General features: G+C 57.9%; 16 protein-coding genes. 5 read left to right on the forward strand and 11 right to left on the reverse strand.

The features are described from left to right. Positions 1-89: 89 nt before the first annotated feature. Genes FIV03_RS29670 through FIV03_RS29680 form a run of 3 tightly spaced genes read right to left on the reverse strand, consistent with a single transcriptional unit; the run spans position 90 to position 3,173 of the window. On the reverse strand, positions 90-923 hold the full coding sequence (locus tag FIV03_RS29670; protein ID WP_152512367.1) for a carbohydrate ABC transporter permease: 834 nt from the start codon (positions 921-923) through the stop codon (positions 90-92). 2 nt (positions 924-925) lie between these two features. After that, a complete protein-coding gene (locus FIV03_RS29675) occupies positions 926-1,876 on the reverse strand; it encodes a sugar ABC transporter permease (RefSeq protein ID WP_152512368.1) in 951 nt (316 codons plus the stop codon). Between the two features lie 25 nt (positions 1,877-1,901). Next, positions 1,902-3,173, reverse strand: a complete 1,272-nt coding sequence (locus FIV03_RS29680; protein ID WP_152512369.1) for a sugar ABC transporter substrate-binding protein — start codon at positions 3,171-3,173, stop codon at positions 1,902-1,904. A 176-nt stretch (positions 3,174-3,349) separates the two neighbouring features. On the opposite strand from FIV03_RS29680, the gene FIV03_RS29685 reads away from it, so the two are divergent. Then, entirely contained in the window at positions 3,350-4,345 is a 996-nt protein-coding gene (locus tag FIV03_RS29685; RefSeq protein WP_152512370.1) for a LacI family DNA-binding transcriptional regulator, read from the forward strand. A 20-nt stretch (positions 4,346-4,365) separates the two neighbouring features. Here the strand turns inward: FIV03_RS29685 and FIV03_RS29690 are convergent, their stop codons facing one another. The 7 genes from FIV03_RS29690 to FIV03_RS29720 all read right to left on the reverse strand — a co-directional run bounded on the left by FIV03_RS29690 (position 4,366) and on the right by FIV03_RS29720 (position 11,603). Next, on the reverse strand, positions 4,366-4,971 hold the full coding sequence (locus FIV03_RS29690; RefSeq protein ID WP_152512371.1) for an ATP-dependent Clp protease proteolytic subunit: 606 nt from the start codon (positions 4,969-4,971) through the stop codon (positions 4,366-4,368). Positions 4,972-5,016: 45 nt separating this feature from the next. Next, positions 5,017-5,355 carry an SRPBCC domain-containing protein gene (locus FIV03_RS29695; protein ID WP_152512492.1) on the reverse strand — a complete coding sequence of 113 codons (339 nt, stop codon included), beginning with the start codon at positions 5,353-5,355 and terminating at the stop codon, positions 5,017-5,019. 47 nt (positions 5,356-5,402) lie between these two features. After that, the gene (locus FIV03_RS29700) at positions 5,403-5,717 is read right to left on the reverse strand and encodes a metalloregulator ArsR/SmtB family transcription factor (RefSeq protein ID WP_152512372.1); all 315 of its coding nucleotides are present in this window, start codon (positions 5,715-5,717) and stop codon (positions 5,403-5,405) included. 193 nt (positions 5,718-5,910) lie between these two features. After that, positions 5,911-8,565: an aconitate hydratase AcnA gene (gene acnA / locus FIV03_RS29705; RefSeq protein ID WP_152512373.1), complete on the reverse strand. Its 2,655-nt coding sequence runs from the start codon at positions 8,563-8,565 to the stop codon at positions 5,911-5,913. A gap of 4 nt (positions 8,566-8,569) precedes the next feature. Further along, positions 8,570-10,090, reverse strand: a complete 1,521-nt coding sequence (locus tag FIV03_RS29710; RefSeq protein WP_152512374.1) for a tripartite tricarboxylate transporter permease — start codon at positions 10,088-10,090, stop codon at positions 8,570-8,572. Further along, positions 10,090-10,527 carry a tripartite tricarboxylate transporter TctB family protein gene (locus FIV03_RS29715; protein WP_152512375.1) on the reverse strand — a complete coding sequence of 146 codons (438 nt, stop codon included), beginning with the start codon at positions 10,525-10,527 and terminating at the stop codon, positions 10,090-10,092. Before FIV03_RS29715 ends, FIV03_RS29710 begins: the two co-directional genes overlap by 1 nt. Positions 10,528-10,616: 89 nt before the next feature. After that, positions 10,617-11,603, reverse strand: a complete 987-nt coding sequence (locus FIV03_RS29720) for a tripartite tricarboxylate transporter substrate binding protein (RefSeq protein ID WP_152512376.1) — start codon at positions 11,601-11,603, stop codon at positions 10,617-10,619. A 203-nt stretch (positions 11,604-11,806) separates the two neighbouring features. Between FIV03_RS29720 and FIV03_RS29725 the strand changes: the two genes are divergently transcribed. The 4 genes from FIV03_RS29725 to FIV03_RS29740 all read left to right on the forward strand — a co-directional run bounded on the left by FIV03_RS29725 (position 11,807) and on the right by FIV03_RS29740 (position 17,416). Beyond that, positions 11,807-12,490, forward strand: a complete 684-nt coding sequence (locus FIV03_RS29725; RefSeq protein ID WP_152512377.1) for a GntR family transcriptional regulator — start codon at positions 11,807-11,809, stop codon at positions 12,488-12,490. Further along, entirely contained in the window at positions 12,487-13,359 is an 873-nt protein-coding gene (locus FIV03_RS29730) for an isocitrate lyase/PEP mutase family protein (RefSeq protein ID WP_152512378.1), read from the forward strand. Before FIV03_RS29725 ends, FIV03_RS29730 begins: the two co-directional genes overlap by 4 nt. Before the next feature lie 234 nt (positions 13,360-13,593). Next, a complete protein-coding gene (locus FIV03_RS29735; protein ID WP_152512379.1) occupies positions 13,594-14,703 on the forward strand; it encodes a hypothetical protein in 1,110 nt (369 codons plus the stop codon). Between the two features lie 223 nt (positions 14,704-14,926). Next, positions 14,927-17,416 (forward strand): DNA translocase FtsK, encoded by a 2,490-nt coding sequence (locus FIV03_RS29740; RefSeq protein WP_152512380.1) that lies wholly within the window; start codon positions 14,927-14,929, stop codon positions 17,414-17,416. 47 nt (positions 17,417-17,463) lie between these two features. Here the strand turns inward: FIV03_RS29740 and FIV03_RS29745 are convergent, their stop codons facing one another. Next, entirely contained in the window at positions 17,464-18,012 is a 549-nt protein-coding gene (locus FIV03_RS29745; RefSeq protein WP_152512381.1) for an AAA family ATPase, read from the reverse strand. Positions 18,013-18,097 lie beyond the last annotated feature (85 nt).

Genomic DNA, 18,097 nt, shown 5'->3' on the forward strand with positions numbered 1-18,097 from the left:
CTGGATCCAGACCCTTCAGTCGCGTCGATTGAAGGATCGGAAATGGATTGATCTTGAGGTGTTTGAACACGGTGTCGGTGCAAGAGGCTCTAGCCTTTGACCGCACCGGCTGTGATGCCGGCGACAAGGTGTCGTTCAAGCAAACTGAAGATGATGAGGACGGGCACGACAGCGATGACGGCTGCTGCCATGAGTTCGTTCCACTCGACCTGATATTCCCCCATCAGGGTCGCGATCCCGACAGGCAGCAGATACATGTCCGGTTCCGTGACAAGTACCAGCGCCCAGATGAATGCGTTCCAGGCCGTGAGGAAGGTGAACATGGCAACGGCCGCGATCCCCGTCTTTGCCAGCGGCAGCACGATCCTGACGAACGCCTGCAGACGGTTGGCCCCGTCCATCATGGCAGCCTCGTCTATCTCCTTCGGGATCTGGCGAAAGAAACCGACCAGCATCCACGTCGCAAGCGGAAGCGCAAAGGAAGTGTAGACGGCAATCAGCGCGGCATAGGTGTCGAGCATGCCGACATCCGAGATGAGCTTGAAATAGGGCACCACCAGCAGCGCTTCCGGCAGCATCTTCACGAACAGGAGTGCGATGATCACCAGAGGCTCGATCCGCATCCTGAACCGCGTGATGCCGTAGGCGGCAAGCGTTGCCAGAGCGAGTGCCAGAACGGTTGTTCCGGTTGCAACGACAAGGCTGTTCACGAAGTAGCGGAGGATAGGCCGGGTCTCCAGAACGCTGACGTAAGCATCGAAAGACCAGTTCCAGGAATAGAAGGTCGGCGGATCCAGAAAAATCTCTGATGCCGGCTTCAGTGATGTGTTCACCATCCAGTAGAGTGGGAAAAGCATCACCACCAACGGGACAATCAGCACCAGATATCGGAGCACATGCTCAAGGCGAATTGCAGACCGCATTGTCACGCTCCCCCCTTATCTTTTTCCGGTTTGACAATGTAGAGGTAGAGAACCGACAGGGTCAGGACGATGCCGAGGAGCAGTATGCCGATCGCCGATGCCCGGCCGAGGCGGTTGGCTTCAAAAGCGGTGTTGTAAATCATGACCGGCAGTACCTCGGTGCTGCCTGCCGGGCCTCCTCCCGTCATCACGGCGATTACGTCGAAATGCCGGACCGTGTAGATCGTATCGAGCGTCGCGGCGACGATGAGCAGATACCTAAGGTTCGGAAGGGTTACGTGCCTGAACTGCTGCCAGGCGTTGGCGCCATCGAGTGCAGCCGCCTCATATTGGTCTCGCGGGATGCCCTGGAGACCGGCAAGAAGCAGCAGCATGACGAAGGGCATGCCCCGCCAGAAATCGACCGTAATCACTGACACCAGCGCCAGCACGGGATCCGCGAGCCAAAGGGCTGTTTCACGGATGAGCCCCGCGCTTTCCAGAATGTAGTTGATCACGCCGAACTGTGGCTCGAGCAACCAGACCCAGATGACCGAGCCGATGGAAGGGGCAACGATCCAGGGCATCAGGAAGCCGAGCCTCAGAAGCGTTCTGCCGTAGGAGATGGAATTCAGCCCCAGCGCCAGCAGCATTCCGACACTTACGTGGAGAAACACACAAGCCACCGTAAAAACGGCCGATACACTCAAGCTGTGCCAGAAATCGCTGTTCTGGAGGATGTAGGCATAATTGTCGAAACCGACGAAGGAAGACCGAAGTCCGCGGGTTCGATGAAGCGATGTCCAGAAAGCCTGGATCAACGGTGTTGCTATCAAAAGGGACAGCGAAACGATTGCCGGCCCCAGGAACAGGTATCCATACCAGCGCTCTCGCCTGAGCCCGGATGCCCGCCATATGTCGCGTTTCCCGGGCGTATTGACCGCGTCTTGGAAAGCTGTGTCTACAGTCGTCATGATAGTTTCCTGGGGCCGGGTGTGATCAGAGGTCGTTCAGCTTGGCTGTTACGGTCTCATCGAGTTCCTGCAGGATTTCCGTCAGGCGCTCGGGTTGCAGAAGAGCCTCCTGAAGGGCCTGCACGACGTCCTTGCCGGCGACATCTGCCCATACGGGTGTTGGCGCCGGAATTGTTTTTGCCACCGCCCCGATCTCCAGGAATTTGGCAACGACGGGGTCGTTCTTGATTTCCGGTTGCTCTGCGACGTCCGTGCGAAGCGGCATGTAGTTGGCTTCCAGCATGGCACGTGTCTGCCACTTCGGGCTGACGATATGCTGCAGGAACTTCCAGGCTTGTTCCGGGTGTTCGCAGCTGGAAGAGATCATTTCAGCAGTGATCTTGGCGACGGTGCGTGGCTGATCCGTATTTGCGGGTGGCCAGGCGACCAACAGCTTGCCTTTCAGGTCCGGATTGTCGTTCAGGACCTTGGCCAGGCCCCAATAGGCGTTGCGCATGGATGCGATCTTGCCCTGGGCAAACAGGGTCGTCTGTTCCGCATAGTTGATCGTGGCCGGTCCGGGAGCCGCGACGCCCTTTTCAGCCAGGCCGAGATAGAACTTTATGGCCTCGACCGTTTTCGGATCTTTGGAGAACAGGGATTCCGTATAGTCGTCATTGAAGGCCCGGCCGCCGTTGGAATAGATCCAGCTCAACAACGTGCGTGTGGTGGTCGTCGTCGGGCCGGCAAGAATGGCCGTGCCCCACTGGTCGTCAGTGGTGAGTTTCTGCATCCACTGTGAATATTCGTCCCAGGTGGTCGGCAGAGCTTCAGGGTCCAGACCGGCAGCCTCGACAAGATCCCTGTTGTAAATTTCAGCGTAGATGCCGGCGTAGACCGGCAACGCATAAAGGCTGCCCTCGAAGGTAACCGCGCTGAGGATATCCTGCGGCCAGACGGACTTGAAATCGTCACCGCTTGCTTCAAAGAACTCGTCAAGTGGATGGAGGTAGCCGTTATAGGCCGCAGTCGTGACGTCGCCGCGATAGATGCACGGTGCTTTTTGAGCCTGGGCAGCGGTTGCGAATTTTGTCCAGTCTTCCTTGCGCGCAACGAGGATCGGCTTGATCTTGATGTCCGGGTTTTCGGCCTCGAACTCGGCGATCATTTCTTCCGCCAGCGGCGCGAATTGCTTCTCGCTGAGCGACGTCGATTGCCAGGTGATGGTGACGGGCTCCGCCTGTGACGGCAGGGAGCTCATTGCCGCCAGCATGGTCCCGCAACTGGCTGCCAGCAGCCATTTTCCAGAATTCCTCATCTTTCATCTCCTCCAACTGAAAGCCGATAAATGCCAAGCTATTGAAACGTTTCAATGAATGACTTCAAAAAAACCGCTCAAGGCGGCATTGGCTATTGAAACGTTTCAATAGGTGTAGCATTATCATCCGGTACCGGCAAGAGAGATTCTGGGCAGTGCTAGAGCGATATTTTTAAATGTCTGATTCAAATAAGAAAATTAACATTACAGATGTGTCCAAAGCTGCCGGTGTCTCGGTTGGAACTGTTTCGAACGTTTTGAACAACACCCGATTTGTAAGCGAAGAAAAACGGCAGCTCGTTCTGAAAGCTGCCAGTGACCTCGGGTTCCAGCTGGACAGCACGGCGCAAACCCTCAGGCGCAAAAAAACCCGGACGATCGGGTTCTGTACCACATATGCAACGCCTGCCTTCCTCAGCGCTCTCGCGGAAACTTTCGAAGATGCAGCGGAAAAGCATGGCTTTGACATGGTCATGGCCGTTTCTCACCAGGATCCTGAAAGGGAACTCAGCCGGGTGAAGACCCTCTTGCAGCGCAAGGTTGACGGTCTGGTCCTTCTGCCGACCTGGCAGCCGCAAAAGTCGCTCGACCTGATTGCCGGTTCCGATGTTCCGGCCGTGATCATCGAACGTTTGAACGAAGACGATCGCTTCGATTACGTGACAGTCGATCAGAACGATCTGATGCAGCAGATTGTTCGCCAACTTGCAGAACGGGGGCGAAAACACATCCTGTTCATTCCCCAGAGAAAGGACCTTATCGTGTCACGGCAAAGAGCTGCGGGCATCGAACAGGCAATTGCGAACAGCGGCAGCGCCATCCAAAGCAGCGTTCTGGAGCGTGGTGAGAATGCTGCCGATTTTGAAGCGCGGTTTCAGAAGGCGCTGCGGTCCTCAACACCACCGGACGCAATTGTCGTCGGCAACAGCTCCGTTGCAATCTGGACCTTGAGAGCGCTGAAGGCGCAAGGCGCGTCCAGCGATCGCGACATTTCCGTGGTTACGCTGGATGACCCGGACTGGGGGGATCTGGTGACCCCGCCAATCGGCTGTGTGCGCTATCCCGTCAATGCAATCGTGGACAATGCCTGGGACCTGCTCGAAAAGCGCATGCAAAACGTGTCGACCGGGTCTAGCAAGATCGTCGTACCGGCAGAATATCTGTCGCGCTAACGACGTTCGTAGGTCTTGGTTCAGCCGTCGAGGTCGCGTTCGGACAGAATGCGATCGACCAGTCCCCATTCCAGGGACTCTTCCGGTGTCATGTACCGGTCCCGGTCCATCGCGGCTTCGAACTCCTCGTAGGTTCTGTTGCAATGCTTCGCGTAAAGCCGTGTCATGCGCTCCTTCGTGCGCAGGATTTCTTCCGCATGGATCGCCATGTCCGACGCCTGCCCCTGGAAGCCGCCGGACGGTTGATGGATAAGGATGTTCGCGTTCGGCAACACGGCCCTTTCGCCAGGTTCCCCGGCCATGAGCAGAAAAGATCCCATCGACCTGGCAGTGCCCATGCACAGCGTATGAACGGGTGCCCGGATGTAGCGCATGGTGTCGTACATCGCGAAGCCGCTGGTGACCATGCCACCGGGTGAATTGATGTAGAGCTGGATCGGCTTCTTGGGGCTCTCCGCCTCCAGAAAAAGCAACTGGGCGCAGATGAGGGCCGACACCGTGTCATTCACCTCGCCATTGAGAAAGACAATCCGTTCGCGCAGCAATCGCGAATAGATGTCGAAAGAGCGTTCACCGCTGCTGGATTGTTCCACGACCATCGGGACGAGCTGCATCGCTTCGCGCATGGGCGAACTCCTGTATTTCAATGATTTGGGTTGGTCGGAAAGAGCTTATGCGGCCAGCATCATGACCGGCTCGTTGCTGTTTGCTGCCCAGGTATCGCGAGACGCCAGCCGGCCATCGGCAAGGCGTTGCCTGATCGTCAGAAGCGTTCGGTCGCTGCTGATCGGGTGCAGCTGAAACTGCACGACACTTTCCAGAAATGGTGGGGCATCATCGCGCAGCCGGAAAAGGATCTCTTGGTTCGGTACCACGGCAACAGGTTCTACCTGTGCGAGATCGTGGTCCGGTAGCCATCGTTCCCTGAAAGTGGGGATGGTGATGGCTCGCCAGACCTTTTCCGGTGGCGCCTCCAGCTCATATTCCTGAACGATGTCAGCAGTTTCCATCTCCCCTTGCACGGAAGTCGCCAACTCCACATCAGGCGTTTGGTCACTCATTGGTCCATATCCTTCAGCAGGGTTTTCAACGCATCGATGCGGGCCGGCCAATAGGCGCGGTATTTTGCGAGCCAGCCGGCGATAAGGGCCAGCCCATCAGGGTCTACTTCGTAGTTCACGAACCTGCCCTGCCGTTCCTGTCGCACAAGCTTTGCCTGACACAGGACGGAGAGATGCTGGGACATTGCCGGTTGGCTTATGTCCATGCCGTTGCGCAGGGAACTTGCGTTCATGCGGCCATCGGCCAGCTTCTCGAAGATTGCGCGCCGCGTTGGATCGGCCAGAGCCTTGAAGATGTCATTTTCCACCATGGCAACACATAAGCACAAACTTATGTGTTGCGCAACCGCGATTTGATTGATCTTTTCAGGTGGAGAAAATTGCGCGGAGGACACAAGTGGTTGTGGTCGACAGGCACAGCTGCAGTTGGCGCTGAGGACGTGATCGCGTTTTGCCTTGTCGTCCTCAGCCCGTTCGTCTGGTCATGGTCGTCACGGCTATCAATCAGTTCCCGATAGGGCTGATCATCTCGTTCATCGCATAGGGCAGAATGCCCCCTGCTGCGTAGATTTCCGCCTCGCGTGCGGTTTCGAGGCGGCAGAGCAGCGGGATCTCGCGTGAAGGGCGAGCATCGGCGGAAGAGATCCTCAAATATCCTCTGGCTTTGGGGGCAAGTCCCTTTTCAAAGATGATATCGAAAGTTTCATCGCCTGTAAGGCCCAGTGTTTCCGCAGTGTGTCCGTCGGTCGTTTGAAGCGGCAGCACGCCCATGCCGACGAGGTTGGACCGGTGGATGCGCTCGAAACTGTCGGCAACAACGCATTGTACGCCCAGTATACGGGTTCCCTTTGCCGCCCAGTCGCGGGAGGAGCCATTGCCGTAGTTGCGTCCGGCAATCACGATCTGCGGGACGCCTTCTGCTCGATACCTGCCGGCAGCCTCATGGATCGTACAGGTGTCTCCGCTTGGAAGATGCCGGGTTATCCCACCTTCGGTCCCCGGAACCATCAGGTTGCGTATGCGGATATTGGCGAAGGTGCCCCGCATCATGACGTTGTGGTTTCCGCGTCTCCCGATGTAGGAGCTGAACCGGTTCTCCGGAACGCCAAGCGAAAGAAGATATTGCCCGGCCGCGCTGTTCGCCGGAATGGCGGATCCAGGCGAAATGTGGTCGGTCGTGATATCGTCTCCGAGGATCAACAGCGGGCGGGCATTTTCCAGCCTGTAGGAGCTGATGTTGCGGGCCTCGCCCGTAACGTCATCTAGGAAAGGTGGACGCAGCAGGTAGGTGCTTTGGTTATCCCAGCGAAAGTCTTCGCCTTCGGGCACTGCCAGTGCTTCCCAGAATTCGTCTGCTTCCTGCATCCGGCCGTATTGTTCCCGAAACTGGTCTGCAGTCACCATCGACTGCGTCAGTAGGTCGATTTCCCCAAGGTCCGGCCATAGATCTGCGAGATAGACCGGAGATCCGTCAGCGCGCTTTCCGAGTGGATCGTTCGCGAGATCTATCCGCACGGTGCCGGCCAACGCATAGGCGACAATGAGCGGTGGCGAAGCAAGATAGGCTGCCCGGACCAGAGGGTGTGTTCTGCCTTCGAAATTGCGGTTGCCGGAAAGAACTGCAGTCACGCTGAGGTTCCGGGTGCGAATTTCCTCTTCGATGTCAGCCGCAAGCTGTCCGGACCCGCCGGCACAGGTCATGCAGCCAAAACCTGTTACCTGAAATCCGAGACGGTCGAGATCGTCCTGCAAACCGGATTTTGCAAGGTAAGCGGAAACAACGCGCGATCCTGGAGAAAGGGAGGTTTTTACTTTGGGGGCGACCGTCAGTCCCGCCGCTACGGCATTTCGAGCAACGAGCCCGGCAGCAATCATCAGCGAAGGGTTTGACGTATTGGTGCAAGATGTGATGGCGGCGATTACGATATCCCCGTCGGACAAGGCGCCGGGGCCGGGTTTTGAAACGTCGGTACGCGCATCAAGAAAGTCGTCGAAACTGCCGGGAACGTCTTCCAGATCGAGCCTGTCCTGTGGCCGGCGCGGGCCAGCCGCGGACGGCTTGATCCGGTCCAGCTCGATTGTGATCACCTGGGCATATTGTGGCGTATCAGCCCCGTCCGCCCACATCATCTGAGCTTTTGCATAATTTTCTGCAAGCGCGATATCGTGTTCGTCACGTCCGGTCTGGCGCAGATATTCCATGGTTTTGGCATCGAGCGGCGAGAACCCCATGTTCGCCCCGTATTCCGGTGCCATGTTTCCAAGGGTCGCCCGGTCCGGCACGCTCAGCGAATCCAGCCCGTTGCCATGAAACTCGATGATCTTGCCCACCAGATCGTGCTTGCGCAGTGCCTCTGTCACCGTCAGTACCAGATCCGTGCTCGTGACACCTGGTTGCAAGGCGCCGGTCAAGCGGCACCCCACAACATCCGGGAAAGCCATCGAGATCGGCAAGCCAAGCAAGGCGCCGCCGGCTTCGATGCCGCCGACCCCCCAGCCCATGACACCGAGCCCGTTGATCGTCGGTGTGTGGCTGTCCATGCCGACAAGCGTATCCGGATAGGCCCAAAGCGTGTTTTCGACTTTTGCGCTTCGAACAGGCCTTGCCAAGTATTCCAGATTGACTTGATGGACGATGCCCTTGCCGGGTGAAAACAGCCGAAAATTGCGGAAATTGGCTTCCGCCCACTTCAGGAAAGTATAGCGCTCGGCGTTCAGTTCATATTCGAGGGCGATATTGCGACGCTCAGCATCCGCGGTTCCGGCAAACTGGGTGACCACGGAGTGGTCCACCACCAGTTCGGCGGGAATCTTCGGGTTCACCTTGCTCGGGTCACCGCCTCTTTCGGCTACCGCTGACCGCATGGCCGTCAGGTCGGCAAGGAGCGGTACACCTGAAGAATCCGGCATCAGCACCCGGGCAGGAAAGAACTCGATGTCGCCGACGTCTTCACCCCTTGCAACAGCCGCAACACGTTCGGCAGCATCCTTAGTTCCATCCACATGACGTAAAAGGTTTTCCAGGAGGACTCGCGTCACGAAAGGAAGGCGCTCAATTACCGCGCCGGGTACGGCTTCCTGAAGACGGGCGAGAGACGCATATCGGTATGTCTTGTCGGCGACGGTCAAGTCCGCGCCGGTGTTCCAGTCTGATGTCATTTGATTATTCCTGGGTATCGGGAGACAGGGCGGCGCGGCGTGCGTAACGTGCCTTCAGGAAAGCTGCGACGATCGAAAAGACCATCATTGCGAGCAGCAGCATGGAAAACGGTCGCTCCAGCAGATAGCTGCCGAGATGCCCGCCGGAAATCTGAAGGCTGCGCACCATCTCGCCCTCAGCCATCCTTCCCAGAAGCAACCCGATAACCGTTGCCGCCACGGGGTAGGAATGCCGGCGCATCAGCCACCCGAGGCAAGCGAAGACTGCAACGGTCAGAACACCGGCAATCGTGCCCGTCACGCCGAAGCCGCCCCAGGCGCACAGGGCAAGGACCGAGGGGACCAGATACCGAAGTGGCACCTTGATTACCATGCCCAGCAGACGCAGCACCAGCAGGCCGACAATGCCGAGAAGCAGAACTTGAACCAGATTGCCGACAATGATGGCGTAGACCAGGTCGCCCTGGTCCCGGATGAAAGCCGGACCACCGACGATGTTGTGGAAAGAAAAGGCCGCCATGAGTACTGCCGTGGCCGCTCCGCCGGGAATGCCAAGCGCCAGAAGCGCCGCCATTGATCCGCCTTCGGAGGATGAATTGGCGGATTCCGCAGCAATCACCCCCTCAGGAAGGCCTGTGCCGAATTCTTCTGTACGTGAAGATGTTCGCCGAACCTCGCCATAGGCAACGAGATTGGCAACGGAAGATCCAACCCCCGGCACTGCACCTATCAGGACGCCGATTGCGCTGCCGCGCAGCAGGACAGAGGGATATTTGAAGGTCGAAAACATCGCACGAATGATCGGCCTGAAGGCGACAGGCGGCACGTCGTCTCGTGTGCTCAGTGTCTGTCTTTCCCGTATGCGCAGGAGCTCAGAAGCGGCGAAAATGCCGATCATCGCGGGCACCACCTGTACGCCATCGAGAAGATACGAACTGCCGAAAGTCGCGCGCAGAACACCTGTCGTGGACATGCCGACCTGGCTCAGAATGAGTCCGAGCATCCCCGCAAGCAGGCCTTTTGCCATGGACGCTCCGCTCAGCGCCGCGATCAATGTGAGACCCCAGGCGATCACCAGGACCATTTCAAGCGGACCAAGCTTCAGAACCACCACGGCGAGCGGCTGGATGAGAAGGAAAAGTACAACGTAGCCAATGAAGGCTCCGATTACCGACGCGCCGAGGCTGAGCCCGAGGGCCTCGTTCTGGCGGCCATTACAGGCCATTGGGTAACCGTCGAACGCGGTTGCCACGGAAGACGACGAGCCCGGAATGTTCATCAGGATGGCCGTGACCCCACCGCCATAAACCCCGCCGGTGAAGATGGAGGTCAGGAACATGATCGACTGGATAAAGTCCATCGTGAAGGTGAGTGGCAGGAAAAGCGCCATCGCCATTGATACCTGAAGACCCGGGACGGCACCGAAGATCAACCCGATGAGCAGACCCGGGATCACAAAGATCCAGGGACCCATGCCGCTGAACATCAGGTCAAGTGCGGATGTAAGTGCGGAGAAGTCGACCATCAGAACACCAGCGTGGGCATGGGGAAGGGAAAAAGTGCGCCAAAGGCACTGGTGACTGTTGCGGTGAAGACCAGGGAAAAGAGCGGTGGCTTCCACAGGGATCGCTCGCTGCAGATCACGATTCCGAGCCAGACGAAGAAGAAGGTCGCGACGTCGAACCCGATGTAGAACATCGATCCGCAAAACCCGCAAAAGAGTGCGAGCAGCAGGATATCCCCTGCCGTCTTGCGCAGGCTCTCGCCCTGATCCTCTTCACGTCCCCACTGGGAGAACACGATGACCGCGACCAGAACAATCGCCAGGAGGCTGGCCGGCGCGAGGATGATCAGGTTGTTGAGAGAGAACTTCGCGGCAATTGCACTGCGGTTCATGGCGAACGTAAGGGCCAGCGCAAGGGCAAGAAAGATCGCGTGGGAAGGGGCTAATCGAATGGACATGGGCGACCTGTGGCTGTCGGATGGCTCAGGAGCGGGACGCCGAGGGGGATCCCCGGCATCCCTTGATGTTGTCCGAAGTGGCAGATCTCTTATTGATCGGCGGAGAAGCGCTTCAGGATTTCGAAGTTGGACTTGACGATTTCCGTCGTGCGTTCGGGGCCGACCCAGTCCGCTCCGATGTCCTGTTCCTTGAGCAGTGCGACAAAGTCCTCGTCCTGCAGGACTTCTTCATAAGCCGCAACAAAGCGGTCGAAGTCTTCCGGATGCTCGGCAGCGAACTTCGCATTGGCCGCGATGCCGCGAATGGATCCGAGAAGCGGCGTCAACGTTACGCCTTCGTCCTTGAGTGTTTCATTCAGGGTCGGCGCGTCCCAATCTTCCAGTCGGGTTTCGGAGGCAACCGCCAGAGGACGGATGAACTCTGCAACGGGAAGGCTGCCCGATGCGCTGATCACGACCAGATCGACCTGTCCACCGGCAACGGCCGTTCGGGCCGTACCGCCACCTTCATAGGTGACAACGTTGACGGCGTCGTCCGAAAGACCAAAGGCTTCAAGCGCAAGTCGAAGATTGATTTCACCGGTTGACCCGGTAACAACCGATGCGCGGTAGCGACCCGGCTCATCTTTCACGGCCTGCATGAATTCCTGCAGCGTGTTGAATGGCAATTCCTTGTTGACCGCGAACAGGTCCACGTCCGTCCATTGGCCGTTGATGAAGGCCAGGTCGTCGAGTGTGTAGTCGGGATCGAATTTCAGGATCGCATTCGAGACATAAGGGTGAATGGCGGTTGCGAGGAAGGACGACCCGTCGGTCGGCTGGCTCAGGAAATAGGTTGTTCCGACGTGGCCGCCGCCACCCTTCTGGTTCACCACACGGATAGGCACCCCGAGTTTGTCTTGCAGCTGCTCGGCAACGAGCCGCATCGAACGGTCGACAGATCCGCCCGCACCGAAGGGGATGACAAACGTGATCTGTCGTGTCGGCCAGGCTTCTTCTGCCTGCGCCATTGTGCCGGTCGCAATCGCCATTGCGAGAGTAAGTGCTCTTAAGGCCGAGCGAAAAGTCTTGGTCATTATTGATCCTCCCAGACACCAGGGCCCTGCAACACGAACCCATATTGTTAACAATTGAAACCTTAGTCCCATTTATTTGTGTTTGCAACTGGCTAAAAATGGTATGTCGAAATCCAAAAAACCTAGACATAACAAATATATTGTGACTAGAATGCAATGTCGTCCAGAATTTTCAATCCATCGCGAAAGCAAGATTGTTAACAATGAGCCAGCACAGAGATACTGCTTCCTTGATTGCCGATACATTGAAGTCCCAGATGCTCTCCGGCGAGCTGACACCGGGTCAAAGGCTTGGGGAAGCGGCGCTCGCGGAGAGATTTTGCGTAAGCCGTGGGCCGGTCCGCGATGCGCTTTCACGTCTCGTCGAAATCGGCATTGCAGTTTCGGTGCCCAATGTCGGCACGCGGGTCAGGGAATTCTCGCAAGAAGAAGCAAGGGCTTTGTACGAACTGCGGGAGGCGCTTGAAGCCGAAGCGGCCCGTCTCGCGGCCATCCGCGCCGACGAAGCCGGCAAATCAGCGCTGGTCGCGCTGGCAAACATCACGGAAGACCGCTTCACATCCGAGGAAATGCAGGGCACGGACAATGATTTTCATCTGGAGCTTGCCCGGCTGTCCGAGAACGGATTGCTGCTGCGCCTTTTGTCCGAACAGCTCTATCCGCAGCTCATGCTGCTTCGCATTCACAGCCGCAATGCAAGTGGGCGCCTTCGCAAGGCGATCGGTGAACATCACGGCATTTGCCAGGCCGTGGTAGAGAGCGATCCGGAACTGGCGGACATCCTGATGCGCCGTCACATTCGCAACAGCTGGAAATCCTTCTGTGAGCGGATGGGCTACGCCGACGACACTTCAAACAATACCAAAAAGGGAAATCCGACCAGATGATGAATCACGAGATCAACGCTGCATTTCGCGCACGCCTGGAGGAAGATCGAGCTCTCTTGCTGCCGGGCGCCGCGAATGCGCTTGCGGCGCGAGTTATCGAGGATTGTGGGTTTGAAGCGATTTTCCTGACAGGAGCGGGTCTCACGAACAGCTACTATGGCAAGCCGGATCTCGGCTTCATGGGGCTGAGCGACATCGCGGCGCATACTGCGGCCATTCGCAACGTTTCAACGCTTCCCGTTATCGCGGACGCCGACACGGGATTTGGCAATGCGGTGAATTTGTATCACACCGTCCGAACGCTGGAACTGGCAGGCGCTTCCGCGATCCAGATTGAGGACCAGCTCAATCCAAAACGGTGCGGGCATTTTTCAGGCAAGGATGTGGCCGATCTGTCAGAGGCTCGTGACAGGATCCGTGCAGCCGTGGACGCACGCACAGACCCGAACCTCATGATCCTTGCTCGTACGGACGCCCGTGCGACGCTCGGCCTTAACGCTGCTCTGGAGCGTGCCGAGGCATTCATTGAAGATGGTGCGGACATCACGTTCATCGAGGCACCTGAATCCGTGGAAGAAATACGCGCTATTCCCGCCCGGCTGAAAGAAACACCGCAGATGCTCAACATCGTGGTTGGCGGCAGGACGCCGGTTCTTGAGTTCGAGGAGCTGGAAGCCATGGGCTTTTCTCTTGTTCTGTATGCCAATGTCGCGCTGCAGGCTGCAATACGAGGAATGTGCATGGCTCTTTCTGACCTGAAGAAAAACCGCAAGTTTGAAGACACAGGCGTTATCGCAGGCTTCGAAGAGCGCCAACGCGTGGTGAACAAGGGCTACTATGACGCCCTGGAGGCCCGCTACGGGAAATGATGCAGGTTCCTGCCACCCTCCTTCTAGCCTTCAAGACCCCCCAAATAGGGGTTGGTGAAAAACGCAATTCCGTTTTCCCCTGATGCCAGTTCAGAAGGCAACAAAGACATCGGGCTTGATAAGACTGGGACCAGAGCGATCGTTCTCTTGTCCTGATTTTTCAGGCTCTCTTTAATGGCTTTGTTGTTTTCTCGTTTGACCGACGTTCAGGTCTTACCGGTTCAGGGAAACGAAATGAAAAAGTCTTTGGGGCGGATTTTCGCCGCACGTGGTTGGCGGCTGGCGGTGTTCGCGGTTGTTGCCTTTATTGCATTGTCTCCAGATGCTGCCCGGGCAGAAAGCATGACGTTCGAAAACGTCTGCAAGGGCAACAACGCGGCGTCCTGTTATGTGAGAGCCGAAGGGCAGATTACCGCGAAAACGCCCGCGCTCTTTTCCAGCTACCTGAAGAATGAGCATTCCGACGGCAACAAGGTTCTGCTGCACAGCCCCGGCGGCAGTCTGATTGCGGGACTGGAACTGGGAGAGCTGATCCGTGCCAGGGGAATGGAAACGGAAATCGGCATCTGGAAGTCCGAGGGCACATTCGGGGACACGGTGGACGGCGGCTACTGCATGAGCGCCTGTTCCTACGCGTTCCTGGGAGGTGAAGTCAGACGCATTCCCGAGGGAAACCGTCTGGGCTTCCACCAGTTCTACCTGTCCGGAGAGAGGACTGGCCAGGTGTCGTCCAGCCAGGTGGACCAGGCACTGATGTCCGCGCAGGAACTGTCCAGCCGGATTGTACGTTACCTTCTGGAAATGGGAATCGATGCTCGCATCTTCGTTCTTGGTACGGGTGCGAAGCCGGACGACATGTTCGTTCCCGACGCGGCGCAGCTTGAGGAATTTGCCCTTGTCACGCCGGAAGGGTTCGGGGAGTTCTTTCTGGAGCCCTACAAGCAGGGTCTGGTGGCAGCAAGCAAGCGCAAGAGCGTCACGCGCCTTTATGATCTCGCGAGCCAGTTTTCCAGCTATTGCCGCAAGAACAAGCCCTACGTACTGATCACGACCGATGGCGGTATTCTGAACCCTGATGACCTGCCGACGACAAGCATCAACATGTTCTCAAAAGGACGTGGCATCACGGCGACAGCCACCAAGGACATCCTTCGGGTTGTCGGTGACAGCAGCGTCGAGGTCGAAATCAACGACAAGGTTGTTGAACTGCTATCGGTTACCGAGCGGATCGAGTTCAGCCTGTTTCTTGGAATGTCGTCCGGTGGCGAGGTGCGCGGGGCGATCGATCTCAGCGACATGGACCGCAAGATCATCGCCGCCAGCTTCCGTTTTTGCATCGGCTAGGAGGGTGAGCCCGACAAAAAGGGCTCATCACATAAACGCGATATCGTTGAACTGGCATCAAGGTGTTGTTTTCAGCGCATTTTCGCCGAAATTTGCACGTCTGACGGTCGAGCGGGGGTGGCTCAAAGGTCGAGAATGACAGGGTTTGGATAGAGACTGTTAACCTTATTTTCCTACATCTCTCCCAAAGGCGTTCAACCCGAAACACTAGTCTTCTTTGTCCATGCGTATTTCCCGGAAGAATTTCTCACTTTCGAATTCGAACGATGCCGGTCAGCCAGCTTCACCCGATGATTCCAGTCGGAAAGTGCAGGGCGAAAACCCGCTCGGGCAACCCGCCACCACAGATGGTGAACGGGTGCCTGAGACGCGCCGGTTGCCACATGTTGCAGGCAATCCGCAGCAGCAGGCAGGAGATGGAAACCAGGGGGTGGAAACCCCTTCGGACGAATCTTGCCAGAGCTATTTTTACCTTGCACCCAACGTTCGCTTCACCCGGACGCCAGACCGCGGTTCAAAGCAGCGATCTGCAACGGTAGAAAACACGAGCGAAGTCAGCGCCGGTGAAACTGTTTCCCCGGTCGAGGCGGAGCCCGTTGCGCAGCAGCCACTGGTCTCGCCAAAGCCCTCCCCTGTTGTGACCGGAACAATGCCAGTTGCACAGGTGATTGGTCAGGCCGCCGATGGTGGACCCGTGAATGTGCAGGCGCCTGCCAATGACGCGCATTCTTCCACGGCGCACCTTGGTTTCCTGTCCGATCACGCCTTCTTTGAATTCATGTCCGACGATGCCATCACTCCGCAGCCGAGTGCGGAAGTGCCTGCGCAGAAGGTCACGGAGCCGGTACGAGCCGTCAGGACGGCTTACGAGGAGGTGCCCGTCGCGGGACAGGTGGCGCGGCCACCGGAGGGAATCGTGTCGCTGTACAAGGTCGTCGAATGCAACGGTTCTGCATCCCCCACGCCTTCCTCTTCCAGACCAATTGCCGCAAGGCCTGCAAACCCGTCTCCGCAGCCGACCGGCCAACGGCCGGCAGCACGACAAAACCCGGAAGGCAATCAGGACGCTGCCGGTCGGGCAAGAGTGTCGATTTCGATGCCAAGCCCCACACCCCGGTCCTTGTCCTCCAGCACACAGGCTCTGCCGCCGATCGGAGCGGGATCCGGTCAACAGTCGCTGTTCGGCAGCTACGAGTTTCCGTCCGGCGATCTGCTGCAACTGCCGCAGGATGGTCCGGGCTTCCAGATGACGCAGGAGCAACTGGAACGGAATGCGGGGCTTCTGGAAAGCGTTCTGGAAGACTTCAAGGTGCGTGGCGAGATCATCCACGTGCGCCCCGGGCCTGTGGTCACCCTTTACGAATTCGAACCGGCCCCGGGCATCAAGTCCTCGCGCATCGTCAACCTTGCCGATGACATTGCCCGTTCCATGTCGGCCATCTCTGCCCGTGTTGCGGTCGTGCCCGGCCGGAACGTCATCGGGATCGAGCTGCCGAATACGGAGCGTGAAACTGTCTACTTCCGCGAATTGATCGATTCGACCAACTTCCGCGCGACCAGCTGCAAGCTTGCGCTTAGCCTCGGCAAGACGATTGGCGGGGAGCCGGTTGTTGCCGATCTTGCGAAGATGCCGCATCTGCTGGTCGCCGGAACGACCGGCTCGGGCAAGTCGGTTGCCATCAACACGATGATCCTGTCGCTGCTCTACCGCCTGAAGCCGGAAGAGTGCCGCTTGATCATGGTAGATCCGAAGATGCTGGAACTGTCCATCTACGACGACATTCCGCACCTGCTGACGCCTGTCGTCACCGATCCGAAAAAGGCCGTGACAGCTCTCAAATGGGCTGTGCGCGAAATGGAGGATCGCTACAGGAAGATGGCACGGCTTGGCGTGCGCAACATCAACGGTTTCAACCAGCGTGCCGCCGCTGCAAGTCAGAAGGGCGAACCGGTTATCGTGTCCGTGCAAACCGGGTTCGACCGCGATACGGGGGAACCGGTCTACGAGCAGCAGGAAATGGACCTCGCTCCGATGCCGTACATCGTCATCATCGTTGACGAGATGGCGGATCTGATGATGGTCGCCGGCAAGGAGATCGAAGGCGCTATCCAGCGTCTGGCGCAGATGGCCCGCGCCGCAGGCATTCATCTCATCATGGCGACACAGCGTCCCTCGGTCGACGTGATCACCGGCACGATCAAGGCAAACTTCCCGACCCGGATTTCCTTCCAGGTCACGTCGAAGATCGACAGCCGCACGATCCTCGGCGAGCAAGGTGCGGAACAGCTGCTCGGCATGGGCGACATGCTGCATATGTCGGGTGGCGGACGTATCAACCGTGTCCATGGCGCCTTCGTCTCGGACGAGGAAGTCGAACAGGTTGTCGCCCACCTGAAAAGCCAGGGCCGGCCCGCGTACCTTGAAACCGTGACTGCGGAAGAAGAGGAAGAGCTGGAAGAAGAAGAAGCTGTCTTCGACAAGGGTGCCATCGCGTCCGAAGACGGTGATGATCTCTACGACAAGGCGGTGAAGATCGTCCTGCGCGACAAGCGCTGCTCAACCTCGTATATCCAGCGCCGCCTCGGCATCGGGTACAACCGCGCGGCTACCCTGGTCGAGAAAATGGAAAACGAAGGCCTTGTCGGCGCGCCCAACCATGTCGGCAAGCGCGAGATCCTGGCCGGCAAGCGAGAACAGCCGAGCGAAGAATAGATACGCAGTACGCACCAGAGTGGTGATGTCGATCTAGAGCTGCGTCTCTAGTGGCCGGAGAGACGACCCAGGACGAAATCCGCTCGCTTCCCGACATCCGTCTTCGGCAAGATGATTTTCTCGTAGCCAAGTTGGCCGTAGGCATCGAGCAATCGCTGGTATTCTCCGATTGCTTCATCCAGGCCGTGCTGGCGGTCGGCGTCTATGGCGTAAATCTCCGGCCAGGGTGGTGTCAGAAAGACCTGAAAATGAAATCGGCTCGTTTTGCCGAGGGTATCTGTCACGGCTACGCCGGCCGCGTATTCCAGGGCAACAGCTGCGTCGATCAGCCCCCGGTCGAAGAAGACCCATCCTTCAGCGCTGTTCAGTCGCTCCCTGTCACGGAATGACATGTCGATCGCTCTTCTGGCGAAGGCTTCGAGATTGACCCAGGGAAGCGCCCTCCCCTCAGCTTGCTGCTCTTCGGCGACGATCCTCCTGCCGGGTTCCGGGACAGTTTCGAAACCCCGTCGTTCCAGTTCCGTCAAAAGCGTTGACTTTCCGCCACCCGAACATCCGGACAGGATGACGTGCCGGCGGTAGGTATCGTTTTGCATCATGATTTCCTTTTCGGAGGGAAGGCCGGGACCGGTGACCCGTAACGTCTGCAATGTGCAGGCAGGTCTTGCGCCAGTGAGCGCC

Origin of the sequence: Labrenzia sp. THAF187b (assembly GCF_009363375.1) — a bacterium.
In the GTDB taxonomy this organism is placed as follows: Bacteria; Pseudomonadota; Alphaproteobacteria; order Rhizobiales; family Stappiaceae; genus Roseibium; species Roseibium algicola.

Excerpts from the sequence above, each read along its gene's own strand:
- FIV03_RS29670 (WP_152512367.1), bottom strand. The coding sequence starts at position 923 with ATGCGGTCTGCAATTCGCCTTGAGCATGTGCTCCGATATCTGGTGCTG.
- FIV03_RS29675 (WP_152512368.1), bottom strand. The coding sequence starts at position 1,876 with ATGACGACTGTAGACACAGCTTTCCAAGACGCGGTCAATACGCCCGGG.
- FIV03_RS29680 (WP_152512369.1), bottom strand. The coding sequence starts at position 3,173 with ATGAGGAATTCTGGAAAATGGCTGCTGGCAGCCAGTTGCGGGACCATG.
- FIV03_RS29685 (WP_152512370.1), top strand. The coding sequence starts at position 3,350 with ATGTCTGATTCAAATAAGAAAATTAACATTACAGATGTGTCCAAAGCT.
- FIV03_RS29690 (WP_152512371.1), bottom strand. The coding sequence starts at position 4,971 with ATGCGCGAAGCGATGCAGCTCGTCCCGATGGTCGTGGAACAATCCAGC.
- FIV03_RS29695 (WP_152512492.1), bottom strand. The coding sequence starts at position 5,355 with ATGGAAACTGCTGACATCGTTCAGGAATATGAGCTGGAGGCGCCACCG.
- FIV03_RS29700 (WP_152512372.1), bottom strand. The coding sequence starts at position 5,717 with ATGGTGGAAAATGACATCTTCAAGGCTCTGGCCGATCCAACGCGGCGC.
- acnA (WP_152512373.1), bottom strand. The coding sequence starts at position 8,565 with ATGACATCAGACTGGAACACCGGCGCGGACTTGACCGTCGCCGACAAG.
- FIV03_RS29710 (WP_152512374.1), bottom strand. The coding sequence starts at position 10,090 with ATGGTCGACTTCTCCGCACTTACATCCGCACTTGACCTGATGTTCAGC.
- FIV03_RS29715 (WP_152512375.1), bottom strand. The coding sequence starts at position 10,527 with ATGTCCATTCGATTAGCCCCTTCCCACGCGATCTTTCTTGCCCTTGCG.
- FIV03_RS29720 (WP_152512376.1), bottom strand. The coding sequence starts at position 11,603 with ATGACCAAGACTTTTCGCTCGGCCTTAAGAGCACTTACTCTCGCAATG.
- FIV03_RS29725 (WP_152512377.1), top strand. The coding sequence starts at position 11,807 with ATGAGCCAGCACAGAGATACTGCTTCCTTGATTGCCGATACATTGAAG.
- FIV03_RS29730 (WP_152512378.1), top strand. The coding sequence starts at position 12,487 with ATGATGAATCACGAGATCAACGCTGCATTTCGCGCACGCCTGGAGGAA.
- FIV03_RS29735 (WP_152512379.1), top strand. The coding sequence starts at position 13,594 with ATGAAAAAGTCTTTGGGGCGGATTTTCGCCGCACGTGGTTGGCGGCTG.
- FIV03_RS29740 (WP_152512380.1), top strand. The coding sequence starts at position 14,927 with ATGCGTATTTCCCGGAAGAATTTCTCACTTTCGAATTCGAACGATGCC.
- FIV03_RS29745 (WP_152512381.1), bottom strand. The coding sequence starts at position 18,012 with ATGCAAAACGATACCTACCGCCGGCACGTCATCCTGTCCGGATGTTCG.